The 22,720-nt window shown below is 63.9% G+C and carries 15 protein-coding genes and 1 tRNA gene; 12 read left to right on the top strand and 4 right to left on the bottom strand.

Annotated elements, in window-relative coordinates:
* Nucleotides 1–34 precede the first annotated feature (34 nt).
* Nucleotides 35–1,423, bottom strand: a complete 1,389-nt coding sequence (gene argA, locus LFL96_RS12560; RefSeq protein WP_280995565.1) for an amino-acid N-acetyltransferase — start codon at nucleotides 1,421–1,423, stop codon at nucleotides 35–37.
* Between the two features lie 23 nt (nucleotides 1,424–1,446).
* Between argA and hrpA the strand changes: the two genes are divergently transcribed.
* Complete coding sequence (hrpA, locus tag LFL96_RS12555) at nucleotides 1,447–5,739, top strand: ATP-dependent RNA helicase HrpA (protein WP_280995564.1); 4,293 nt, start codon at nucleotides 1,447–1,449, stop codon at nucleotides 5,737–5,739.
* A 48-nt stretch (nucleotides 5,740–5,787) separates the two neighbouring features.
* On the opposite strand, the gene LFL96_RS12550 is transcribed toward hrpA, so the two are convergent.
* On the bottom strand, nucleotides 5,788–7,596 hold the full coding sequence (locus LFL96_RS12550; RefSeq protein WP_280995563.1) for a YadA-like family protein: 1,809 nt from the start codon (nucleotides 7,594–7,596) through the stop codon (nucleotides 5,788–5,790).
* A gap of 579 nt (nucleotides 7,597–8,175) precedes the next feature.
* On the opposite strand from LFL96_RS12550, the gene LFL96_RS12545 reads away from it, so the two are divergent.
* The 4 genes from LFL96_RS12545 (at nucleotide 8,176) to LFL96_RS12530 (ending at nucleotide 12,082) form a co-directional block, all read left to right on the top strand.
* Nucleotides 8,176–9,162, top strand: coding sequence for a beta-propeller fold lactonase family protein (locus LFL96_RS12545; protein ID WP_281000720.1), 987 nt, complete (start codon nucleotides 8,176–8,178; stop codon nucleotides 9,160–9,162).
* 42 nt (nucleotides 9,163–9,204) lie between these two features.
* On the top strand, nucleotides 9,205–10,224 hold the full coding sequence (locus LFL96_RS12540) for a sterol desaturase family protein (protein WP_280995562.1): 1,020 nt from the start codon (nucleotides 9,205–9,207) through the stop codon (nucleotides 10,222–10,224).
* Between the two features lie 141 nt (nucleotides 10,225–10,365).
* A complete protein-coding gene (locus LFL96_RS12535; RefSeq protein ID WP_280995561.1) occupies nucleotides 10,366–11,199 on the top strand; it encodes an EI24 domain-containing protein in 834 nt (277 codons plus the stop codon).
* Nucleotides 11,200–11,230: 31 nt separating this feature from the next.
* On the top strand, nucleotides 11,231–12,082 hold the full coding sequence (locus LFL96_RS12530; RefSeq protein ID WP_280995560.1) for a molybdopterin-binding protein: 852 nt from the start codon (nucleotides 11,231–11,233) through the stop codon (nucleotides 12,080–12,082).
* 245 nt (nucleotides 12,083–12,327) lie between these two features.
* Here LFL96_RS12530 and LFL96_RS12525 read toward each other — a convergent pair whose 3' ends face one another.
* Nucleotides 12,328–12,792, bottom strand: a complete 465-nt coding sequence (locus LFL96_RS12525) for a rhodanese-like domain-containing protein (protein WP_280995559.1) — start codon at nucleotides 12,790–12,792, stop codon at nucleotides 12,328–12,330.
* A gap of 451 nt (nucleotides 12,793–13,243) precedes the next feature.
* Between LFL96_RS12525 and glnA the strand changes: the two genes are divergently transcribed.
* The 4 genes from glnA to LFL96_RS12505 all read left to right on the top strand — a co-directional run bounded on the left by glnA (nucleotide 13,244) and on the right by LFL96_RS12505 (nucleotide 19,931).
* Nucleotides 13,244–14,659, top strand: coding sequence for a type I glutamate--ammonia ligase (gene glnA, locus LFL96_RS12520; RefSeq protein WP_280995558.1), 1,416 nt, complete (start codon nucleotides 13,244–13,246; stop codon nucleotides 14,657–14,659).
* A gap of 188 nt (nucleotides 14,660–14,847) precedes the next feature.
* Nucleotides 14,848–15,990 (top strand): nitrogen regulation protein NR(II), encoded by a 1,143-nt coding sequence (gene glnL / locus LFL96_RS12515; protein ID WP_280995557.1) that lies wholly within the window; start codon nucleotides 14,848–14,850, stop codon nucleotides 15,988–15,990.
* Nucleotides 15,991–16,035: 45 nt separating this feature from the next.
* Nucleotides 16,036–17,556, top strand: a complete 1,521-nt coding sequence (gene ntrC / locus LFL96_RS12510) for a nitrogen regulation protein NR(I) (RefSeq protein ID WP_280995556.1) — start codon at nucleotides 16,036–16,038, stop codon at nucleotides 17,554–17,556.
* 242 nt (nucleotides 17,557–17,798) lie between these two features.
* On the top strand, nucleotides 17,799–19,931 hold the full coding sequence (locus LFL96_RS12505; RefSeq protein ID WP_280995555.1) for a prolyl oligopeptidase family serine peptidase: 2,133 nt from the start codon (nucleotides 17,799–17,801) through the stop codon (nucleotides 19,929–19,931).
* 4 nt (nucleotides 19,932–19,935) lie between these two features.
* Here LFL96_RS12505 and xth read toward each other — a convergent pair whose 3' ends face one another.
* Nucleotides 19,936–20,712 (bottom strand): exodeoxyribonuclease III, encoded by a 777-nt coding sequence (gene xth, locus LFL96_RS12500; RefSeq protein ID WP_280995554.1) that lies wholly within the window; start codon nucleotides 20,710–20,712, stop codon nucleotides 19,936–19,938.
* A 205-nt stretch (nucleotides 20,713–20,917) separates the two neighbouring features.
* On the opposite strand from xth, the gene LFL96_RS12495 reads away from it, so the two are divergent.
* From LFL96_RS12495 to LFL96_RS12485, 3 genes are all read left to right on the top strand, one after another.
* Nucleotides 20,918–21,205, top strand: a complete 288-nt coding sequence (locus tag LFL96_RS12495; RefSeq protein WP_280995553.1) for a hypothetical protein — start codon at nucleotides 20,918–20,920, stop codon at nucleotides 21,203–21,205.
* A gap of 92 nt (nucleotides 21,206–21,297) precedes the next feature.
* Nucleotides 21,298–21,374, top strand: a tRNA-Met gene (locus LFL96_RS12490).
* A 420-nt stretch (nucleotides 21,375–21,794) separates the two neighbouring features.
* The gene (locus tag LFL96_RS12485; RefSeq protein WP_280995552.1) at nucleotides 21,795–22,487 is read left to right on the top strand and encodes a hypothetical protein; all 693 of its coding nucleotides are present in this window, start codon (nucleotides 21,795–21,797) and stop codon (nucleotides 22,485–22,487) included.
* Nucleotides 22,488–22,720: the final 233 nt, after the last annotated feature.

Raw genomic sequence — 22,720 nt, 5'->3', positions numbered from 1 at the left:
CGCGGGAGAACCGCGCGCATGCACGGCGCGCCGCTCAAAGCTGTTTCATCAGCACGAGCGATTTGCGTTGCCAGTTATAGAGCCGGCGGCGATCTTCCGGCAGATCGTCGACGGTGGCCTTCACGAAGCCGCGCTTGAGGAACCAGTGTTCGGTGCGCGTGGTGAGCACGAAAATACGCGTGAGGCCGCGCGCCCGCGCGCGCTGTTCGATGCGCTTGAGCAGGCGTTCGCCGTCGCCGGTGCCTTGCGCTTCGGGCGCGACCGTCAGGCACGCCATTTCGCCGATACGTTCCTGCGTGTACGGATACAGCGCCGCGCAGCCGAACAGCACGCCATCGTGCTCGATCACCGAGAAATGGTCGATGTCGCGTTCGATCTGATGCCGGCCGCGCCGCACCAGCGTGCCGTCCGATTCCAGCGGCTCGATCAGCGCGAGAATGCCGCCGACGTCGTCCGGCGTGGCTTCGCGCAGACTTTCCAGATTCTCGTAGGAGATCATCGTGCCGACGCCGTCGTGCAGGAACAGTTCGAGCAGCAGGCTGCCGTCGAGCGCGTAGGGAATGATGTGCGCCCGTGCCACGCCGCCGCGGCACGCGCGGATCGAATGCTTCAGATAGAAGCCCGCGTCGCCGGTGACTTCGCCGCTTTCGTGCAGCTTGTACGCGTCGTCGAGCGAGAGTTCGCGGATCAGTTCGGCGCCTTCCTCGCCGGCTTCCATCAAGCCCGGCGTTTCGGTCAGGAACACGATCTTGTCGGCGCGCAACGCGATCGCCGCGGCCGAGGCCACGTCTTCCATCGCGAGATTGAAGGCTTCACCGGTGGGCGAGAAGCCGAGCGGCGACAGCAGCACGAGCTTGCGGCTGGCGAGTGAATGGCGGATCGAATCCGCGTCGATCTTGCGCACCACGCCCGTGTGCGCGAAGTCGACGCCGTCCAGAATGCCGACCGGCCGCGCGGTCACGAAGTTGCCCGACACGACGCTGATGTGCGCGTGTGCCATCGGCGTGTTCGGCAAGCCCTGGCTGATCGCGGCCTCGATATCCAGACGCACTTCGCCGGCCGCTTCTTTCGCGGACTCCAGCGCGCGCGCATCGGTAATGCGCATGCCGTGCGAAAACTCGGACTCCACGCCGTGCAGACTCATCTGCTCCTCGACCTGCGGCCGCGAACCATGCACCAGCACGATCTGGATGCCCATGGCCTGCAACAGCGCGATGTCGGACACGAGCGCATTCAGGAGCCCCTGATGCACCACTTCGCCGCCGAAACCGACGACGAACGTCTTGTTGCGGAACGCGTGAATGTAAGGGGCGACTGAGCGCATCCAGTCGACGAATTGCGCGTGCTGGGCGAGGGTTTCCGTGTCGCCGGCGGGGGCCGGAACGCTCGCGGGCGCGGGGACGAGGTCGGTTTGGGAATTCATGCCGGGGATTATAATGCGCCCCCATGTCGAATGTACCCAAAAGTCCCGCCGCGGCGAACGAGAATCCGGCGCCGGCCGCTGATCGAAAGAACACCGGCGATGCCGCACGCCGTCCCGCGCAGGACGCCAACCGGAACACGCCGCACACGGCGCGCGAAGCGCGTCGTCCGCGAGGCGGCGGCGAGGCACCGTCGCGCAAGGAAAACGGGCCGCAAGGCGGCCGCTCCGACGAGCGGAAATCGCCAGAATCGCGCGAGCAGCGCGAACCACGTGAACCGCGCGAGCCTCGTCCTCCGCGTTCCGCGCGTCCTCAGCGCGTTGTCGAACCGAACCCGATTCCGCCGATCACGTTTCCCGAAGCGTTGCCGGTATCCGGCCGCCGCGAGGAAATTGCCAGGGCGATCGCCGCGAACCAGGTCGTGATCGTCTGTGGCGAGACCGGCTCGGGCAAGACCACCCAGTTGCCGAAAATCTGCCTCGCGCTCGGGCGCGGTCTCGGCGCGGGCGGCACGGGCCTGATCGGCCACACGCAGCCGCGCCGGCTCGCCGCGTCGGCGACCGGCCGCCGCATCGCCGAGGAGCTCGGCACGCCGTTCGGCGAAGTGGTCGGCTACAAGGTGCGCTTCACCGATAACCTGGCGCCAGGCGCATCGGTCAAGCTGATGACCGACGGCATTCTGCTCGCCGAAACGCAGACCGATCCGCTGCTGAAGGCCTACGACACGCTGATCATCGACGAAGCGCACGAGCGCAGCCTGAACATCGATTTTCTGCTCGGCTATCTGAAGGAAATCCTCGTCAAGCGGCCCGATCTGAAGCTGATCGTCACTTCGGCGACCATCGACGCCGATCGTTTCGCGCGTCACTTCGGCAGCGAGGAGAAGCCCGCGCCGGTGATCGAAGTGAGTGGCCGTCTGTACCCGGTCGAGGTGCGTTACCGGCCAGTCGTCGAGGACAGTCCGGCGGTGAAGGCGGCGGAGGGCACGCGCGCTCCGGCAAACGCGCCGGCTGGTTCGCGCGATCGCGCGGAGCGCCCGAAAACCCAGCGCGAAGCCGACCGCGACCTGATGGACGCGATCGTCGACGCGGTCGACGAGCTGTGCCGCGAAGGCCCCGGCGACGTGCTGGTGTTCCTGCCCGGCGAGCGCGAGATTCGCGATGCCGCCGAGGCGCTGCGCAAACACCATCCGCCGCACACGGAAATCCTGCCGTTGTTCGCGCGGCTGTCCGCCGCCGATCAGGAGCGCGTGTTCCGCACCTCGAACGCGCGCCGGATCGTGCTGGCGACCAACGTCGCCGAAACCTCGCTGACGGTGCCGGGCATCCGTTACGTGGTCGACACCGGCCTCGCGCGCGTGAAGCGCTATTCGTATCGCAACAAGGTCGAGCAGTTGCAGGTCGAGTCGATCTCGCAGGCCGCCGCGAATCAGCGCGCCGGGCGTTGCGGCCGGGTGGCGGACGGCATCTGCATTCGTCTGTACGAAGAGAGCGACTTCACGGGCCGCGTGCGCTTCACCGATCCGGAGATTCTGCGTTCGTCGCTGGCCTCGGTGATTCTGCGGATGAAGTCGCTGCACCTGACCGCCATCGAGACGTTCCCGTTCATCGAGCCGCCGCCAGGCCGCGCGATCGCCGACGGCTATCAGTTGCTCAACGAGCTCGGCGCCGTCGACGACGACAACCGCCTCACGCCGCTCGGCCGCGAACTCGCGCGCCTGCCGCTCGACCCGCGCGTCGGCCGGATGATTCTGGCCGCGCGCGATCAGCAGGCGTTGAAGGAGGTGTTGATCATCGCCAGCGCGCTGTCGGTGCAGGACCCGCGCGACCGGCCGATCGAAGCGCAGGAGCAGGCGGACCAGGCGCACCGCCGGTTCGCCGACGAGCGCTCCGAATTCCTCCAGTGGCTGAAAATCTGGCAGTGGTTCGAAGAAGCGATCGCGCACAAGAAGTCGAACAAGCAGTTGCATGAAGAGTGCCGCAAGAACTTCCTGTCGCAACTGCGTCTGCGCGAATGGCGCGACGTGCATTCGCAACTGCTGACCGTGGTGCGCGAACACGGCTGGCGTCTGAACGAAGCCGAGGCGACCTTCGAGCAGATCCATCTCGCACTGCTGACCGGTCTGCTCGGCAACATCGGCCTGAAAGCCGACGACGAACCGTATTACCTCGGCGCGCGCGGCATCAAGTTCTATCTGTGGCCGGGTTCCGCGCTGGTGAAGAAGGCCGGCAAGTGGGTGATGGCCGCCGAACTGGTCGAAACGAGCCGGCTGTACGCGCGTTGTATCGCGAAGATCGAGCCCGAGTGGATCGAACGGATCGGCGCGCATCTGCTGAAAAAATCGCTGTCCGAGCCGCACTGGGAGAAGCGCGCGGCGCAGGTCTCGGCGTTCGAGCGGGCGATGCTGTACGGGCTGCCGGTTTATCACCGTCGGCGTGTGAGCTTCGGCAAACAGGACCCGGCGCGCGCGCGCGAACTCTTCATTCGCGGCGCGCTGGTGGAAGGCGAATTCGACACGAAGCTCGCGTTTTTCGCCCACAACCGCAAGCTGCTCGCCGACATCGAGCAGCTTGAACACAAGTCGCGCCGTCAGGACGTGCTGGTCGACGACGAGCTGATCTTCGGCTTCTACGACCAGGTGGTGCCGCAGGGTATTCACACCGGCGCGGCCTTCGAACGCTGGTATCGCGACGAACTGAAGGCGAGCGGTCAGCAGGAAGACAAGCTGCGACTGCTGTACTTGTCGCGCGATGATCTGATGCGCCACGAAGCGGCCGGCGTCACGACCGATCTGTTCCCGAAACGGATGACGATGTCCGGCGTCGAGATGGCGCTGACGTATCACTTCGAACCGGGCACGCCGCGCGACGGTGTGACGCTCGCCGTGCCGCTGTATGCGCTGAACCAGGTCGATGCGCGCCGCTGCGAATGGCTGGTGCCGGGCATGCTGAAGGAGAAGGCACAACTGCTGCTGAAGTCCTTGCCGCAGAAGTTGCGTCGTCACTGCGTGCCGCTGCCGGAGTTCGCGGCCGGGTTCGTCGACCGGCACGCCGCGCCGCGCTTTGGCGCGGGCGGTTTGCTCGAATCGCTGATCGCCGACGTGCGTGAGCAGACGCAGGTGGCCATGAAGCAGGCCGACTTCAAGCTCGAAACCTTGCCGGCTCATCTGTTCATGAACTTCAAGGTCGTCGACGAGCACGGCCGTCAGCTCGCGATGGGCCGCAATCTCGCGCAACTGCGCGCGGAGCTGGGTGGGCAGGCACAGCAGCATTTCCAGAAGATTGCGTCCAGTGCGGCGGGTGCGGCGTTGGCGGATGCGGGCGGCGGTGGTGTGGCGGGCGCGCAGGCGGGTGGTGCGGGCGGGGCAGGTGGTAATGGGGCTAACGTTAGTGCACAGCGCGGCAGGAGCGGTCCGCAGACCACGACGACGCAAGGTGCCGCGCAAGGCGGCTCGGCAAGCACCGCGCTCTACGAAAAACTGACGACGTGGAATTTCGGCAAGCTGCCCGAATTGCTCGAAATCCGCCGAGGCGGCCAGACCCTGTTCGGCTATCCGGCGCTGGTGGATCGCGGTACGCATTGCGATGTCGAGGTGTTCGATTCGCCGGAAGAGGCGGCGCGTATTCATCGTGCGGGTTTGCGGCGTCTGTTTGGTCTGCAATTGAAGGAACCGATCAAGTATCTGGAAAAGAACCTGCCGGGCTTGCGCGAAATGGCGATGCAGTTCATGCCGCGCGGCACGCAGGAAGAGTTGCGCGATCAACTCGTCGATACGGCGCTGGATCGCGCGTGTCTGCAAGACCCGCTGCCCGACGACGACGTGTCGTTCCACACCCGCCGCGACGAAGGCCGCAGCCGGCTGACCCTGCTGGCGCAGGAGATTGCGCGGCTGGCCGGACAGATCCTCGCCGAATACGCGACGGTGACGAAGAAACTGGTCCAGGCTCGTTCGTTCACGGCCGCGCATGCCGACATGCAGAATCAGCTCGATGCGCTGGTCGGCAAGCGTTTTGTGGTCGACACGCCGTACACGCAGTTGGCGCATTTCCCGCGCTATCTGAAGGGAATCGCGCTGCGCATCGACAAGCTGCGGGCAGACCCGGCCCGCGATGCGCGCCAGGTCGCCGAATTCGCGCCGCTGCTGCAGAACTACCAGCGCACGGTGGCGCAGCGTGGCGGCGTGCTGGATACGCGTTTGTCGGAATTCCGCTGGCTGCTGGAAGAATTGCGGATTTCGCTGTTCGCCCAGGAATTGCGTACGCCGATGCCGGTGTCGGTGAAGCGCTTGTACAAGGTGTGGGAGTCGATGCAGCGTTGAGCGGTGTGCATCTCCACCCCGATCTCGACATCAGCCACCCGACGCGCGTCACCAGTGCATGCCGGCTCCGAGCGCCGCGCCCAACTGACCGCGCGAGTCGGTCGTGCCTTGCATCCGGTAAGCCCATTTGCCGTTGACGGACAGTTGCGATACGCCGATCGCCAGCGCCGACTGTCCGCCATAGGTGCCGCCGGCGACCGCCATCATGCCCCGGCCCGGCAGCACGGCCTGCGGCAATGCCGCCACGGCGAAGGCCGCGGCCGTGCCGCCGTAAGCATCGCGACGGGCCGAGCGAATCTCGTCGTTCGTATAGCGCTGCGCTTCGCCAACCGCGCCATTCACGCTTTGTTGCATCTGCTCGACGTTGACCGCGTCCGTGCCCTGCGTGCCCGCCGCGACGTTTGCGAGCTGACGCTGCTGGCCTGATGAGCCGACCGACACGGTGTTTGCTCTATCGGCCACCGAACCTTGGCCCAATGCCACCGAGTTTTCCGCGACGGCGTTCGCTGCGGCGCCAAACGCGGAAGCGTTGACGGCGCTTGCGCTGGAGCCGGTGCCGAGGGCGATTGCACTGACGCCGCTGCCACTTGAGTTCGCCCCCACGGCAATGGCGCTGCCTCCCGCCGCGCCGGCAGCCACGCCGAGCGCGACCGAATTGACGCCGCTCGCGCCGGAAGCCGCGCCAATCGCAAGCGCTCCGCTTCCGGTTGCCTGCGCGTTCGCCCCCGCAGCGACCGCATGTGCGCCTGAAGCTACCGCGCTTTCGCTCGCCGGGTCGCCCGCGGCGCTAAAAAAGGCATTCGCGTTTCCATCGCTGACCACAACGTTGTTCACCAGCCCGCCAATGGCTGCGCTCACGGCCGCATTCAACTGCCCGAGGTTGACCGCGTCGCCGGCATCGACGCCGTTCGCGACGTTATGGATCGCCGTACCGCCTACGGCCGGATCGCCGAGCGTCACGTTGCCGCGCTGAATGTCACCGGACGCATCGCGCCCGTAGGTGACGGCGGCGTCAAGCGCAGATGCCGTGCCGTCCAATGCGCTCAGCGCTGCCTTCAACTGACTGACGTTGACCGCGTCCGTGTCGTTTGCCCCGGCGGCGACATGGGTGAGCCGACGCTCGCTGCCGACGGAGCCGATCGACACCTGGCCGATGGCATTCACGCCGTGAATCAGCGACAGGCTCGCGCCCGCTGGGACGAAAGCGATGCCGTCGGACGGCGCGGTCATGGATCCCGCGCCGAGCGCCACGCTATTCGCCTCCCTGGCGACCGCGCCCTGGCCGATGGCGATCGCCGCGCCGCTGCCGCTACCGATGACGCCGGCGCCGTAGCCGAGCGCGATCGATCCGCTCGCCGCGGCAACCGAACTGGCGCCGAGAGCGATGCTGCCGAGCCCGTTGGACTCCGCATTCGCGCCGACCGCCGTGGCGGCTCGTCCGTCGGCACGTGCCGCGTAGCCGGCAGCCGTCGCCTGGTTCGCGCCGGCCACGGAATGGGCGCCGAGCGACAACGCCGCATTGTCGGCGGCGATCGCGTTGAAGCCGAGCGCGATACCGAACGGCCCCGACGCGTTGGTCATGTAACCGATCGCAATCGCCAGTTCGGCGCTGGCCCCGGCCCCCGGGCCGATGGCGAGCGCATTGCGGCCGGACGCGATCGCGCCGTTCAAGCCGCTGGGTTGCGCGCCGACGTCGAGGTAGTACTCCGCGGTGTCCGGAGGCAGGGCCGCATGGACTGCACTTGCCCCGCCGACCAGCGCCGCGCCCGATAAGGCCAGTCGCGCCGCGGCGAGCCTGCGAGGCGACGTGGACGACGTCTTCGATCGCGCGGCGCGCGCCTGGCGCATTCTCTCCATGCCAGCGTGCCGTTTTGGGGATCCAATATTTATTTTCATATGTTGCGTAACTCCGAAAAAGTTATTGAACGTTGCGGGTCTTCGATTTATTGGTATGCCCGGAAATAGATGAGATGTCTTTGTTCGTGCGTTAAAAGCATTGATGGATGGCTGGCTATGCCGGACACGCTTCGGGCCGGCTACGCATGGTCTGACAAGACGCTCGGCAGCCGCCATTCTGGCGAATTTCGCGTGGCGACGGTGATGGGATAATTCCGAAATATTGATCTTGATAAAAATAAAGTCGCTGGTTAATTTCTTATTTTTGATATTTTTATGGGCGTCTTAATTTAATTCAATTTATTTTGAATGAGATAATATGCATTTCGCGTCGGCAGATTTAAAAGCGTTTGCAAAAACGCAATCATTTGTCGGATTGGCCAGGAAAACTCCATGAAATTCCTGGCAGGCGTTCAACGGGTCCAACGTGCTCACCCCCGAGCCATGTCAACCTTGCATCACAGTAAACGTTCTACAATGACGAACGTTCTCCCGAAGTGAGTTTTCATGCGCAATTTTTCCTTCTCCGGCTTGACCGGCATGGTCCTGGCGGGCGCGGCAGTCGTCGCGGCAACAGGTTTTTTCTCTCCGGCGGCGCGCGCGAATAACGTCATCGTGCTCAATTCCGGCGAAGCGACGCTCAGCCTGATCGACGAAGCCACCCGTCAGGTCGTCGGCACGGTACCGACCGGCAAGGAACCGCACCATCTGATGTCCACGCCGGACAACTCGTCGTTGATCGTCGCGAATTCGGTGTCGAACAATCTGATGTTCGTCGACCCGAAAACGGGGCAGGTGCAGCGCTGGGTCGAGAACATCGAAGATCCGTATCAGATCGGTTTTTCGCCTGACCGCAAGTGGCTCGTCACCACCGGCCTGCGTCTTGACCGGCTCGACATCTATCACTACGACAGCCAGAAGAACCAGATGACGCTCGCGTCGCGTCTGCCGCTCGCGGTCATGCCGAGCCACATGGCGTTCACCAACGACAGCAAGACGGTATTCGTCACGCTGCAGGTGTCGGGTGAGCTGGCCGCGATCGATCTGGCCACGCAAACCGTCAAGTGGAAAATGAAGGTCGGCAAGGTGCCGGCCGGGCTGTGGATGACGCCGGGCGAAAAATACCTGCTGATCGGCATGACCGGCTCGGATTACGTGGCCGTGGTCGACTGGCGCAACCAGAAGATCGTGAAGACCATCCAGACAGGGAAGGGTGCGCACAACTTCCGCTCGCTGGCGGACGGCAAGCACGTCGCGGTGTCGAACCGGGTCGCCAGCACGATCAGCATCATCGACGAAGACACGCTCACCAATGTCGGCGACATCACCGGCTTGATGCCGGGGCCGGACGACATGGAACTGACGGCGGACAAACGCTATCTATGGGTCACGTTCCGCTTCGCGAAGCACGTCGGCATCATCGACCTGAACACGCGCAAACTGATCCAGACGATTGCCGTGGGCCGTTCGCCGCACGGTATCTATTTCTTCAATCGCGCGCCGGTCACGGCGCCGAACGGCGCCTGACGCACAGGGCGCCGCGACACGCGGGAAGTAACGGGCCAGCACATGTTTCAGCAGATTTTCGCTTCTCTCGACAGCTTCGTTTCGGCGGTGCAGACCCTGCTGTACGTCGACGTGGTGCAGCCGCTGCTGTTCCGCTTCGACCTGATGGGTTACGACGAAGATACGTACGACGCGCTCTACTGGGTGATCGTCGGCGTGCTGGAGGTGCTGGCCATGTACGCGGTGCTGCGCCCGCTCGAAGCGCTGCGTCCGGTGGAGCGGTGGCCGGATCGCAAGGCGGTGCGCGTCGACGTGATCTATACGTGGATCGTCAAGCTCGGCATTCTCAACCTGTTTTTCTTCTTCGCGTTCCAGCCGCTGTTCGATAGCGTGCAGGGGTGGCTGCGGCTGAACGGCATCGCGAATCTGGATCTCGACAATCTGTGGCCCGGCGTCACCACCCGGCCGCTCGTCACGTTCGTGATGTACCTGCTGGTGCTCGACTTCGCCGGCTACTGGTATCACCGCTGGCAGCACCGCATCGGCGTGTGGTGGGAGCTGCACGCGGTACACCACAGTCAGCGGCAGATGTCGCTGTGGTCCGACGACCGCAACCATCTGCTGGACGATCTGATGCAGGCGTCGTTCTTCGCGGCGATCGCGCTGGTGATCGGCGTGCCGCCCTCGCAGTTCGTCGTGCTGGTCGCGATCACGAATCTCGCGCAGAGCGTGCAGCACGCGAACATCCGTCTGTACTTCGGCTGGCTCGGCGAGCGTTTGCTGGTCAGTCCGACCTTCCATCGCCGCCATCATGCCATCGGCTACGGCCATGAGGGGCTCAAGTACGGCTGTAACTTCGGCGTGCTGTTCCCGTGGTGGGACATGCTGTTCCGCAGCGTTTCCTGGAGCCGCGACATGGAGCCGACCGGCATCGCCGACCAGTTGCAGGGCCGTCGCTACGGCGAAGGCTTCTGGGCCCAGCATGGGCTCGCGTTCGTGCGCATCGCGCAGCGTCTTGCGCGCAAACGCGTCGATGAGCACGCCGGCGGCCGCGGCGCCGACGGCGACGCCAGCGCGGTTTGATCAGCCCTTCCTGCATGCCGCCGGTCTCCCCGGCAGCGCCTCGCGTGGTTTATCCTGTTCCGAATCCCGCCCAGCGTGCGCGTCGTGGGGCGCGACGCGGCCCGGCTTCTTCCATCGTTTCGCTCACCGGCACTGGCTCGCATGAATGATCTGTTGCGCTCGTTTGGACGCGCGCTGGCTAGCGCGCTCCACCCGCGCATGCTCTGGCTGACCTTCATGCCGTTTTTCGCGGCGACCGTCGGGTGGGGCGTGATGCTGTGGTTCTCGTGGCAGACGCTGATCGGCGCCACGCGTGGTTGGCTCGATAGCTGGTCGTTCACGTTGACGCTGTACCGGCTGTTCGACTGGCTCGGTTTTTCGGCGCTGCATACCGCGGTCGCGCCGTTCCTCGTGATCGCGATGGCGATACCGTTGATCGTCGTCACCGTGCTGCTGCTGATCGCCACGCTGTCGATGCCGGCCGTGATCCGCTTTCTCGCGGCGCGCCATTTCGCCGGCCTCGAAATGCGTCGCGGCGGAACGTGGTACGGTAGCCTCGGCCAGGCGTTGTGGACCACACTGCTGTGTCTGGTGCTGCTCGTGGTGACGTTGCCGCTGTGGCTGGTGCCGCCGTTCTTCGCGCTGATTCCGCCACTGTTGTGGGGCTGGCTGACCTATCGCGTGATGAGCTACGACGCGCTCGCGCTGCATGCCACGCGCGACGAACGACGCGCGCTGGTGCGGCGTTTCCGCTTGCCGTTGCTGTTGATCGGCGTGGCCAGCGGTTTGCTCGGTTCGCTGCCGACCTTGCTGTGGGCGTCGTCGGTGTGGCTGATCGTGCTGTTCCCGGTCGTGACCGCGGTGACGATCTGGATCTACGCGTTCATCCTCGTGTTTTCGGCGCTGTGGTTCGGCTATTACTGCCTGCGCGCGCTGCAACGCATGCGCGCGGAAGAGCACGGCGGCGTGCGGCAGGCGGCGCCGGTTCCTTATTGATGTTTCACTGACTAAAGCGAAAGAGGCGGCAATGGCATTTGGCGTCATCATCATCGGCGATGAAATCCTGTCGGGCCGTCGGGTCGACAAGCATCTGCCGAAGGTCATCGAATTGCTGGGCGCGCGCGGGTTGTCGCTCGGCTGGGCGGAGTACGTCGGCGACGACCCCGAACGCATTACCACGACGTTGCGGCGGACGTTCGCATCGGGCGACATCGTGTTCTCGACGGGCGGCATCGGCGCCACGCCGGACGACCATACGCGTCAATGCGCGGCCGCCGCGCTGGGCGTGCCGCTCGAACTGCATCCGGAAGCCGCGAAGCTGATTCAGGAGCGCATTCGCGACATGTATCCGGCGAACGCGGCCACGCCGCTCGATCTGGATTCGCCGGAGAACCGGCATCGTCTGAACATGGGCACGTATCCGCAGGGCGCGGCGATCGTGCCGAACGGCTACAACAAGATCCCCGGCTTCTCGATCAACCAGCATTACTTCGTGCCGGGTTTCCCGGTCATGGCGTGGCCGATGATCGAGTGGGTGCTGGATACGCACTACGCGCATCTGCATCACGCCATGCCGCACGCGGAAAAGTCGCTGCTGGTGTTCGAGTTGCCGGAATCGCGCCTGACGCCGTTGATGGAGAAAATCGAAAGCGATTTTCCGGGCGTGCGGGTGTTCAGCCTGCCGAGCGTCGGCGATGCCGAACGCGGTGGCGTGTACGCGCGGCATCACATCGACCTGGGGGTGAAGGGCGAGCCGGAAGCGGTTGCGGCTGCATTCGTGAAGCTGCGCGAGGGGGTGCATCTGCTCGGCGGGGACATCGTCGAGCCGGAAGCGGCGGCGGCATCGGTGGCCGCGGCGAAGGCGAAGCCGCCGGGCTGATTCGCGGCAGGCCGTCACAAAGCTGACGGCGTTGAAATAAAACGGGCGCTACGGCGCCCGTTATGCTTTGGCTCACAGCCCACAGCCCACAGCCCACAGCCCACAGCCCACAGCCCACAGCGCAAACCTCCACGCCGGACTCCTCCACCACACCATCAACTCACCGAAGCCCCACCTCACACCACCTGATCAGATCATCCGCCTGTCACATTGCGCGCCGACGATGTCTGCGACCCGGTGCTCGATCAAGCTCCGATCCACGGCAACCCACGAAAGCACCAGCCCGACACCGTCTTCCGATGCCCCTGGCCGTCCTTGTCGCCTTCGAAGCCTTCCAGCAGGTCGTACGCCTTGGTGAAGCCAGCCTGAGTCGCGGCGATCGCGGCGAGCTTGGAGCGCGCGGCGCTGCGGCACAGGAACAGCACCGGCGTATCGGCCTGCGCCACCTGGCTCAACTGCTGGATGAATTCCTGATTCGGCACCGCACCCGGATAACGGGTCCATTCGACGTGCGCGTACTGGCCATCACCGATCACCGGCCGGCCGACCCAGTCGAGTTCGGCGCGCGTGCGCACGTCGACGAGGCGCGTGCGCGGATCGAGTTGCAGCAGCTCGAACGCCTCGGCGGGCGAGATCGCGCCCGCGTAGGGCAACTGGTTTTCTGTGCGGCGTTTTTCCGCCTGGGCGTACAACTGTTCGAGCGTGCTCATGAGCGCCAGTCTCCTTTGGGCCAAATGGCCATTCTAGCGCGGGCCGCGTGGCGTGCAGGGATCGACCGGGCGAGGAAACGAGCGTCGGCCGCTGTGTCGGATCAACCGGTGCGCATGCGCAAAAGTGGTGCAAATTCGACGTTATGCACCAAAATAGATAAGCCTAGGGAATTCATCTCAAACGACGCACATTTTTGGTGCGTCGTTTGAGATGAAGATTTCACGCCGCTGCGTCCCGCGGTGCGTCCATTCCCCGCAAACGCGCGCGCCGCAAGCTTTTGCGCCGGCTTGGCGCATACATGGCACAGAAGCTGCTTTATTGGTGCCGATCGATTTGCCCGGGCAGATTCTTATGATCCTCCTCACCGATAGAGGGGTGGACGTGCCGGGGCGGGTCAGCTAGATTGGGCGGCGGCTGAATCCGCCGAATTCGTTAATCAGGAGATAGGTTATGAGTAAATCCGTGGCCGACGTCGTGCAACTCGTCAAAGACGAAGACGTCAAGTTTGTCGACTTCCGTTTCACCGACACGCGCGGCAAGGAACAACACGTTTCGGTGCCGGTGTCGGCATTCGATGAAGACAAGTTCGAAAGCGGCCATGCGTTTGACGGTTCGTCGATTGCCGGCTGGAAGGGCATCGAAGCCTCGGACATGTTGCTGATTCCGGACGCGAACACGGCCTTCATCGACCCGTTCTTCGAAGAATCGACCCTCGTGCTGACCTGCGACGTCGTCGAACCGGCGGACGGCAAGGGCTACGAGCGCGACCCGCGTTCGCTCGCCAAGCGCGCTGAAGCGTACCTGAAGAGCACGGGCCTCGGCGACACGGCCTTCTTCGGTCCGGAACCGGAATTCTTCATTTTCGACTCGGTCCAGTGGAATACGGATCAGTCGGGCTGCTTCATCAAGATCGGCTCGGAAGAAGCGCCGTGGTCGTCGTCGAAGGAATTCGAAGGCGGCAACACCGGCCACCGTCCGGGCACGAAGGGCGGCTACTTCCCGGTCGCACCGGTCGACACGTTCCAGGACATCCGTTCGGAAATGTGTCTGCTGCTCGAACAGATCGGCATCCCGGTCGAAGTGCATCACCACGAAGTCGCGGGTCAGGGCCAGAACGAAATCGGCACCAAGTTCTCGACGCTGGTGCAACGCGCCGACTGGCTGCAGCAAATGAAGTACATCATCCACAACGTCGCGCACACGTACGGCAAGACGGCAACGTTCATGCCGAAGCCGATCGTCGGCGATAACGGTTCGGGCATGCACGTTCACCAGTCGATCTGGAAGGACGGCACCAACCTGTTCGCGGGCAATGGCTACGCAGGTCTGTCGGAATTCGCGCTGTTCTACATCGGCGGCATCATCAAGCATGCTCGCGCGCTGAACGCGATCACGAACCCGTCGACGAACTCGTACAAGCGACTCGTGCCGCACTTCGAAGCACCGGTGAAGCTGGCTTACTCGGCACGCAACCGTTCGGCATCGATCCGTATTCCGCACGTGTCGAACCCGAAGGGTCGCCGTATCGAAACGCGTTTCCCGGATCCGATGGCGAATCCGTACCTGTGCTTCTCCGCGCTGATGATGGCGGGTCTGGACGGCGTGCAGAACAAGATTCACCCGGGCGAAGCTGCCGACAAGAACCTGTACGACCTGCCGCCGGAAGAGGATGCAAAGATCCCGACCGTGTGCGCCGGCCTCGACCAGGCTCTGGACGCGCTGGACGCGGACCGCGAATTCCTGACGCGCGGCGGCGTGTTCACGGACTCGATGCTCGACGCGTACATCGAACTGAAGACGGGCGAGCTGCAACGCTATCGTCAGTCGGTGCACCCGATCGAATTCGAAATGTACTACTCGCTGTAAGCGGCCATGGCGCTTCGCCCTTCACCCGGCGAAGCGCTTGGTCCGACGCTCGCGATCGGTCACGAAGGGACGGCGGCGCCGTCCCTTTTTCGTTACCGGGCGCAGAACGTTTGCGGCGTCGCGTTCTGTCATCGTGTTGCGTCACCGCGTGTCATCACCATTCCTTCTCCTATCGGCCAGACTGCAAGATGGTTCTCAAGAATCTGATCAAGGCAAGGAAAGGGCACGAGCAGTCGCTGTCGGACGACGTCCAGCTCGTCGCTTCCGGGTTGTTGCCGGGCTTCGAGGCGTTGCCCACGGTCGTGCTGGTGCTCGAGAAGCGCACGTTGCGCGTCGCGTTCGCGAATCCGTCGGCGGAGTCGATGCTCGAACTCTCGCGCAAGCAACTGACGCAGATGGCGTGGCCGGACATCTTCTCGAACGCGGACGAACTGGTCGCGACCATTTCCGCGATCGCCGCGCACCGTTTTCATGCGACCCATCTGGACGCCGTGCTCGAGCGTCCCGGCCACGAGCCGCTGCACGTGCATGCGATCGTCGGCTTTCTGGAAAGCGCGCAGGACTATGTGCTGCTCGAACTGTTCGAGAACGAGCGGCATCTGCGCACCGACCGCGAGGAGCGTATCAACGACCTCACGGCGGTCAACAAACAACTGATCCGCAATCTCGCGCACGAAATCAAGAACCCGCTCGGCGGGATTCGCGGCGCGGCGCAATTGCTGGAGTTCGAACTCGGCGAGCGGCAGCGCGACGAACTGCGCGAATACACGCAGGTCATCATCAAGGAGTCGGACCGGCTGCAGACGCTGGTCGACCGGCTGCTGGAGCCGCACCGGCATCCGCATATCGTCGGCGACGTGAATATTCATGAAGTGTGCGAGCGCGTGCGCCAGGTGATTCTCGCGGAGTTTCCGCGCGGCCTGACGATCGAACGCGACTACGACGTGAGCGTGCCGGATTTGCGCGGCGACAAGGAGCAGTTGATCCAGGCGCTGCTGAACATCGTGCGCAATGCCGCCGAAGCGTTGCGCGAACGTATTTCACAAGGCGATGCGCGGATCGAATTGCGCACCCGTATCGCCCGCAAGATCACGGTGTCGAAACGTTTATGTAAGTTGGCACTGGACTTGCATATCACCGACAACGGCCCTGGCATTCCCGAAGAGATTCGCGACCGGATTTTCTATCCGCTCGTGTCGGGGCGCGAGGATGGAAGCGGACTCGGTTTGACGCTCGCGCAGACGTTCGTGCAGCAGCACGATGGTCTGATCGAAGTGGATAGCCGGCCCGGCCACACCGAGTTTCAGATTCTGCTGCCGCTCGACTGCTAGTACCCCATGTATCGCAGGTAATCCCAAGACTTCTGACCGACCTATATGAAGCCGATCTGGATAGTAGACGACGATCAATCGATTCGCTGGGTGCTTGAAAAAGCGCTTGCACGCGAAAACTTCGCGACCCGCAGCTTCGCGAACGTGCGCGAGGCCTCGGCGGCGCTCGATCACGAGAGTCCGCAGGTGCTCGTGTCCGACATCCGGATGCCGGGCGGCTCGGGCCTCGAACTGCTGCAGACCGTGCGCGACAAGGTGCCGGGCCTGCCCGTCATCATCATGACCGCGTTCTCGGATCTGGACAGCGCGGTCGCCGCGTTTCAGGGCGGCGCGTTCGAGTACCTCGCCAAGCCATTCGACGTCGACAAGGCGGTCGAGCTGATCCGCCGCGCGGTGGACGAAAGCATGCGCGGCGAACAGACGTGGGACGACCGCGTCGCCGAGGCGCCTGAAATGCTCGGCCAGGCGCCGGCCATGCAGGACATGTTCCGCGCGATCGGCCGTCTGTCGCATTCGGCGGCCACCGTGCTCATTACCGGCGAATCAGGCACCGGGAAGGAACTGGTCGCGCGTGCGTTGCACCGGCATAGCCCACGCGCGAACGGTCCCTTCATCGCGTTGAACACCGCGGCGATTCCGAAGGACCTTCTGGAATCCGAACTGTTCGGGCACGAGCGCGGCGCGTTCACCGGCGCGCAGGCGATGCGCCAGGGGCGCTTCGAGCAGGCCGAGAACGGCACGCTGTTTCTCGACGAAATCGGCGACATGCCGTTCGATCTGCAGACGCGGCTGCTGCGTGTGCTTTCCGACGGGCAGTTCTATCGGGTCGGCGGACATAACCCGTTGCGCGCCAACGTGCGCGTGATCGCGGCTACCCACCAGAATCTCGAATCGCGCGTGCGGCAAGGGCTGTTCCGCGAGGACTTGTATCACCGTCTCAATGTGATCCGTTTGCGCTTGCCGGCGTTGCGCGAACGCAGTGAAGACATTCCGTTGCTGACGCGGCATTTTCTGCAGAAGAGCGCGCGCGATCTCGGCGTCGAGCCGAAGCGCGTGTCGGAAGAAGCGCTGGCTTATATGGCGTCGCTGCCGTTTCCGGGCAACGTGCGGCAGTTGGAGAATCTCGCCAACTGGCTGACGGTGATGGCGCCGGCGCAGACCATCGAGATCAAGGACTTGCCGCCCGATCTCGGGCCGGCGCAAGCGGGCGTGTCGGAGCTGACCGGCGGAGCAGGCATGGCTTCCGGCGATGCGGCCTTGACCGGCCTGGCGGGCACGGCGCCGGCCAATGGCGGCAGCGTGAGCGCGCACCCGGCGCTGGTCGGTGGCGCGGCGGTCGCGACCACGGTCAGCGCGTGGGAGGGCGGGCTGCGGACCGAAGTCGCGCGGATGCTGCGCGAGAACGCCGCGGACGTGATGGACGAACTCGCACGGCGTTTCGAGGCGGCGGTGATTCGCGAAGCGCTGGATTTCACGCGCGGACGCAAGGTCGAAGCCGCCGAGCGGCTGGGGATCGGGCGCAATACGATCACGCGCAAGATTCAGGAGTTGAATCTGGAGCCGTGAGGCGAGGGCGGTCGAGGGTGCAGCAAAGTGTGTGACGAAGGGCGGCTCGCGGGCCGCCCTTTGTTATTCATGCTGTACGACGGGCGCTTGCCTTTGCTCGCTGTTGTTCGCTGTTGTTCGCTGTTGTTCGCTGTTCTTCGCCATCGCCTGGCGTAGCCGGTCGCGGTCGGCCGTGATCGGCCCTGATCGGCCGACTTGCCCGCCAAGGCATAATCACCGCTGTTCTCCTCCGACAGCCGACGATGCCCGCTTCTTCCGTTTCCTCCACGTCCTTCTCCTGGCCGCTTTCCCCCGATCCGTATCAGTCGCTCGAAGCGCTCGACGATCCCGCCGCGCTTGCGTGGGTCGAGCGGCAGAACGCGCGCACGCAAGCTGCATGGTGCGCCAGCGCCGAATTCGAATCGCTGCGGCAACGTCTCGCCGACGCGTATCTGCCGCGCGAGCGTCCGGTGATTCCCGATCGCTGGCAGGACTGGGCCTACGATCTGTGGCAGGACGAACGCAACCCGAAGGGCATCTGGCGGCGTACGCCGTGGGCTGCATGGCGCAGCGGCGCGCCGGTCTGGCAGACGCTGCTCGATTTCGACGCGCTCGGCGCCGCCGAAGGCACGCCATGGGTATGCGTCGAACTCGACATTCTTTATCCCGATGGCGACCGCGCGTTGATCACGCTGTCGCCGGGCGGCTCGGATGCGCTCGTGGTGCGCGAGTTCGACATCGACGCCCAAGGTTTCGTCGACGACGGTTTCGCGATTGCGAAGGCCGGCAAGCACACGGCGTCGTGGATCGATCGGGACACGCTGTACGTCGGCTGGGACAATGGCCGCAAGACGCTGACGCGCTCCGGCTATCCGCGCGAAGTGCGGCGCTGGACACGTGGCACGTCGCTGGCCGACGCGCCCGTGGTGTTCAAGGCCGCGTTCGGCGACATCGGCGTGGAAGCGCATTACGATCCCGTCGAACATCGGCACACGGTGGCGTGCAGCGTCGATTTCTTCGATGGCCATACGTACTACCTGGACAGCGGCGGCGCGCCCGATGCGTGGCATCGCTACGACGTGCCGTCGCACGTCGCGATAGGCGGTTGGCAGGGCTGGCTGCTGCTCGAACCACGGCTCGACTGGACGGTCGGTGATGCACATCACCCGGGCGGTTCGTTGCTGGCGATTCGCGAGGATGCGTTTCTGCGCGGCGAGCGCGATGTCGTCGCGCTGTTCACGCCGACGTCATCGACTTCCGCCTGCGAGTGGACGCATACCCGGCATCATCTGATCGTGTCGTATCTGGAAGACGTGCAGAACCGCACGCTGCTGTGGACGCCGTCACAGCGCGCGGACCAGACCTGGCAATGGCAGCCGCGCGTGTTTCCCGCGCAGGAGGGCACGCAGGCCGATGTCTCGCCCATCGAACCGACGCTCAACGACGAGGTCTTCGTCGATACCGACGACTATCTACAGCCGCCGGCATACTGGCTGACCGACCTCGCGCGCGACGATCTGCGCGAATGGGAGTTGCTCGATCGCTGGCCGACGCAGTTCGACTCGACGCACTATGCGCTCACGCGCGGCCACGCCGTTTCCGCCGATGGCACGCGCGTACCGTACACGGTGATCGGCCCGCGCGCCGATGCGCAGGCGACGATGCAAACCACCGATGCCACGCCGCGTCCCTGTCTGCTGAGCGGCTACGGCGGTTTCGCGATTCCGCTGCTGCCGAGCTATCTGACGGGGCAGGGCATCGGCTGGCTCGCGCGCGGCGGCGTGTACGTGGTCGCGCACATTCGTGGCGGCGGTGAGTTCGGCACGCGCTGGCACACCGGCGCGCAAGGCGCGCATCGTCAACGCGCGTTCGACGATTTCATCGCGGTCGCTCAGGCGTTGATCGACAGCGGCGTGACGAGCGCCGCGCAACTCGGCATTCAGGGTGGCAGCAACGGCGGGCTACTGGTCGCGGCGTGCATGGTGCAGCGCCCCGAACTGTTCGGCGCCGTCGTGTGCGAAGTGCCGTTGCTCGATATGCGTCGCTATCACCTGCTGCACGCGGGCGCGTCGTGGATCGACGAGTACGGCGATCCCGACGAGCCGGACGAAGCGCGCGTGCTGGCCGCGTATTCGCCGTATCACCGCGTGTCGGCGGATGCGGTTTATCCGCCGGCGCTGTTCACGACTTCGACGGCCGACGATCGCGTGCATCCGGGACACGCGCGCAAGATGGCCGCGCATATGCAGGCGCAGGGGCACGAGCGCGTGTGGTACCGGGAGAATACGGAAGGCGGCCACGGCGGCTCCGATGAGCTGGAGCAAGCCGCGCACGATGCAATGGTGTTCGAGTTCTTGTGGCGGACGTTGAGCGGCTCGGCGGCGCGCGCGGGATAGCGCTTTAGCCGAGCACCGCGACGACCGGTGCGTGATCCGATGGCTGTTCCCATTTACGCGGCACCTTGTCGATATCGCACGAGGTGCAGACGTCCGCGAGCGCCTTCGACAGCAGGATATGGTCGATGCGCAGACCCGCGTTGCGGCGGAACGCCATCATCCGGTAGTCCCACCACGAATAGAGTTTCTCGGGCTGGTCGAATTTGCGGAACGCATCGAGCAGGCCGAGCGCGATCAGACGCGTGAATTCGGCGCGCTCTTCCGGCGACACGAGGTTCTGGCCTTCCCACGCTTTCGGATCGTGCACGTCGCGGTCGTCCGGCGCGATGTTGTAGTCGCCGAGCAGCGCGAGCTTCGGATGCAGCGCCATTTCGCCGGCGATCCAGTCGTATAGCGCGGCCAGCCAGCGCAGCTTGTACGCGAACTTGTCGGTGCCCGGCGCCTGGCCGTTCGGGAAGTAGGCGGAGACGATGCGCACGCCTTCGATGGTCGCGGCGATCACGCGTTGCTGCGGATCCTCGAAGCCGGGGATGTTGCGCACCACACTGCTTTCGTCGACGTTCAGTCCGGCACGCACCACGATGCCGACGCCGTTATAGGTCTTCTGACCGGCGAACCAGCTGCGGTAGCCTTTCTCTTCGAGTTCGGCGCGCGGGAATTTGTCGTCGGTCAGTTTGAGTTCCTGCAGGCACAGCACGTCGGCGCCGCTGGCTTCGAGCCAGTCGATCACGTGTTGCTGACGCACTTTTAGCGAATTGACGTTCCAGGTGGCGATTTTCATATGGGGCTCACTTTGCCGCGGGATTCGGATAGTCCCGCATCTTATCGCGCGGCGGATCGGGCGGTGAAGCGGGCGATGAAGCGGACACGAAAACCGACCCGCGAGAAATCGACGCTAAGCGCTTGAAAATAAAAGCTTGGGCGACTCGTGGCGTGGCGTATAGTGAGGCACCACATTCGCGCTTCGATGCGCACCGGGAGGCAGTATGGCGGAACGGTATCCAGCGCTTTATAAGGACTTCGAAGTGCACCCGCTGGTATTCTCGCGGACCTTCGATAAATTCGACGGTCACAAGCGGCAGGCGGAAGGCTACGACGTGGCCGTGCGCGTGTGCCGGCCGGGCGCGATCAGCGGGTCGAAGGCGAGCCGCGTATTTCGTCTCGAGTTGCCGGCGACGATCGCCGACTTCGGTGTCGCCAAGCGTAGCGCGAGTCAGTACGGCGCGGACATCATCGACGGCAAGGTGGAAGGCGCGACCGTCCAGGATCTTTGAGTTGGGGCGCGTCGGAGTGTGCGTGCACTCGAAATAATTCGCGCGATTGTTTGACGTTTGCGTGACAGGCCGATATAATCTTTTTTCTCTGACGCGGGGTGGAGCAGTCTGGCAGCTCGTCGGGCTCATAACCCGAAGGTCGTAGGTTCAAATCCTACCCCCGCAACCAACAGCCTCATGCTTCGAAGCTGTTAGGACATTCTCAGGGCAATCCGTATGCATGTTGTGCGGAGTTGTCCAACACTGAAACCCGCCCCGTGCGGGTTTTTTGTTGTCCGTTGAATCTGTGCACACCCGTAAGGTCATTGCGGTCATGCACTCGATGGTCAATTGCGTCTTCTGATTTCGCTTGGTGTCGCGTTGGAATGCCTGGCCCGCTTTGAGCGGGCTTTGCCGTTTCTGGCGTCACGGTTTCTTGCTCGTTCAGCCTTTTTTCAGATGAGTCCATATCGCTCCGCAGCGGTGATGCGCAAGCGATCGCCGATCGGGGCAGAAGTATCCGCTCCGATAAGTTGCCGGTCGCGGTATGAGCCGGTTTTTTGACTGTATCGTGGAGATATCGACATGTCGGAAATGACGGGGAGCGTGTGTGTTTTCACTACAAAAAATGCTCGACGAAATAGGCCCTGAACGACAGGAGCGGCGCGTTGCTTTGCGTCATAGAGAAAGACAGATAAAGGCGATTGAACGCGCGTACGACGTGAACCTCGGTAAGCTGAAGACGCTGTTTCCGGTGCATCGAGAGGAAAGGCGTACGTTAACCGTGGCGCCTCACATCGAAGTGCGGGAACTGGAGGCAATTGGCGTACACGCCTTGCTCGTAAGGCAAACAATCGAGGTCGCACAGGTTCCGCGTTATATCTCGATTATTCGCGGCGAGTGCGATGAAACGAGCTGGCAGGTGTACGAGAGAGGAGCACTGCGTACACTGCTCAAGCACGACGAAGCGCTTTCCGGAACGAACATGCGGTTACTGACGAACGATGCCGAACTGGTTCACCGTCTCGCCGACAGCGGATTCAATCCACCAGGCACGTGGCTTGCGTTCTACGAGCTTGGTCCATTCGTTGGGTCGTTGCAGGGTAATGCGGCGTATTGGTATAGCCAACTCTGGGACCCATACTGGGGCGGCCTCAGTCTCGTGGAGCAGACGGAATTTCTTGAGAAACAGCGACTCGAAAGCACGGCTTATATGTCGGACGAGGAATGGCAGGGCTGGGTCGATAGGCTTGGATTTCGCGATTCCAGGATATGCGACTCTCTGTCTTCCAACAACCCATGAAGGGTAAGCGCGATATTTCACATCCTGCGGGTTTCTGGTCCGCTGTACCGTAGCGAATGCGTTCGGCGAGCGGCGGCTCGCGTCGCCAATGCGCGCATCGCGCGACGCGTTACTCTGCTTGACGAAGTGACGCGTTAGTAACTGAACCGGCACGGTTAAGCGCATCTACGTTCCGCACCTGGCTCTGGTCACTCCAGCGATCAGGTAGCGGGTCACGTGACTTCCACCGCGTC

The sequence above is a fragment of the Paraburkholderia sp. D15 genome (assembly GCF_029910215.1).
Taxonomy (GTDB): domain Bacteria; phylum Pseudomonadota; class Gammaproteobacteria; order Burkholderiales; family Burkholderiaceae; genus Paraburkholderia.
Note: the sequence above shows the minus strand (reverse complement) of the source record. Positions and strands in the feature narration are given on the sequence as shown.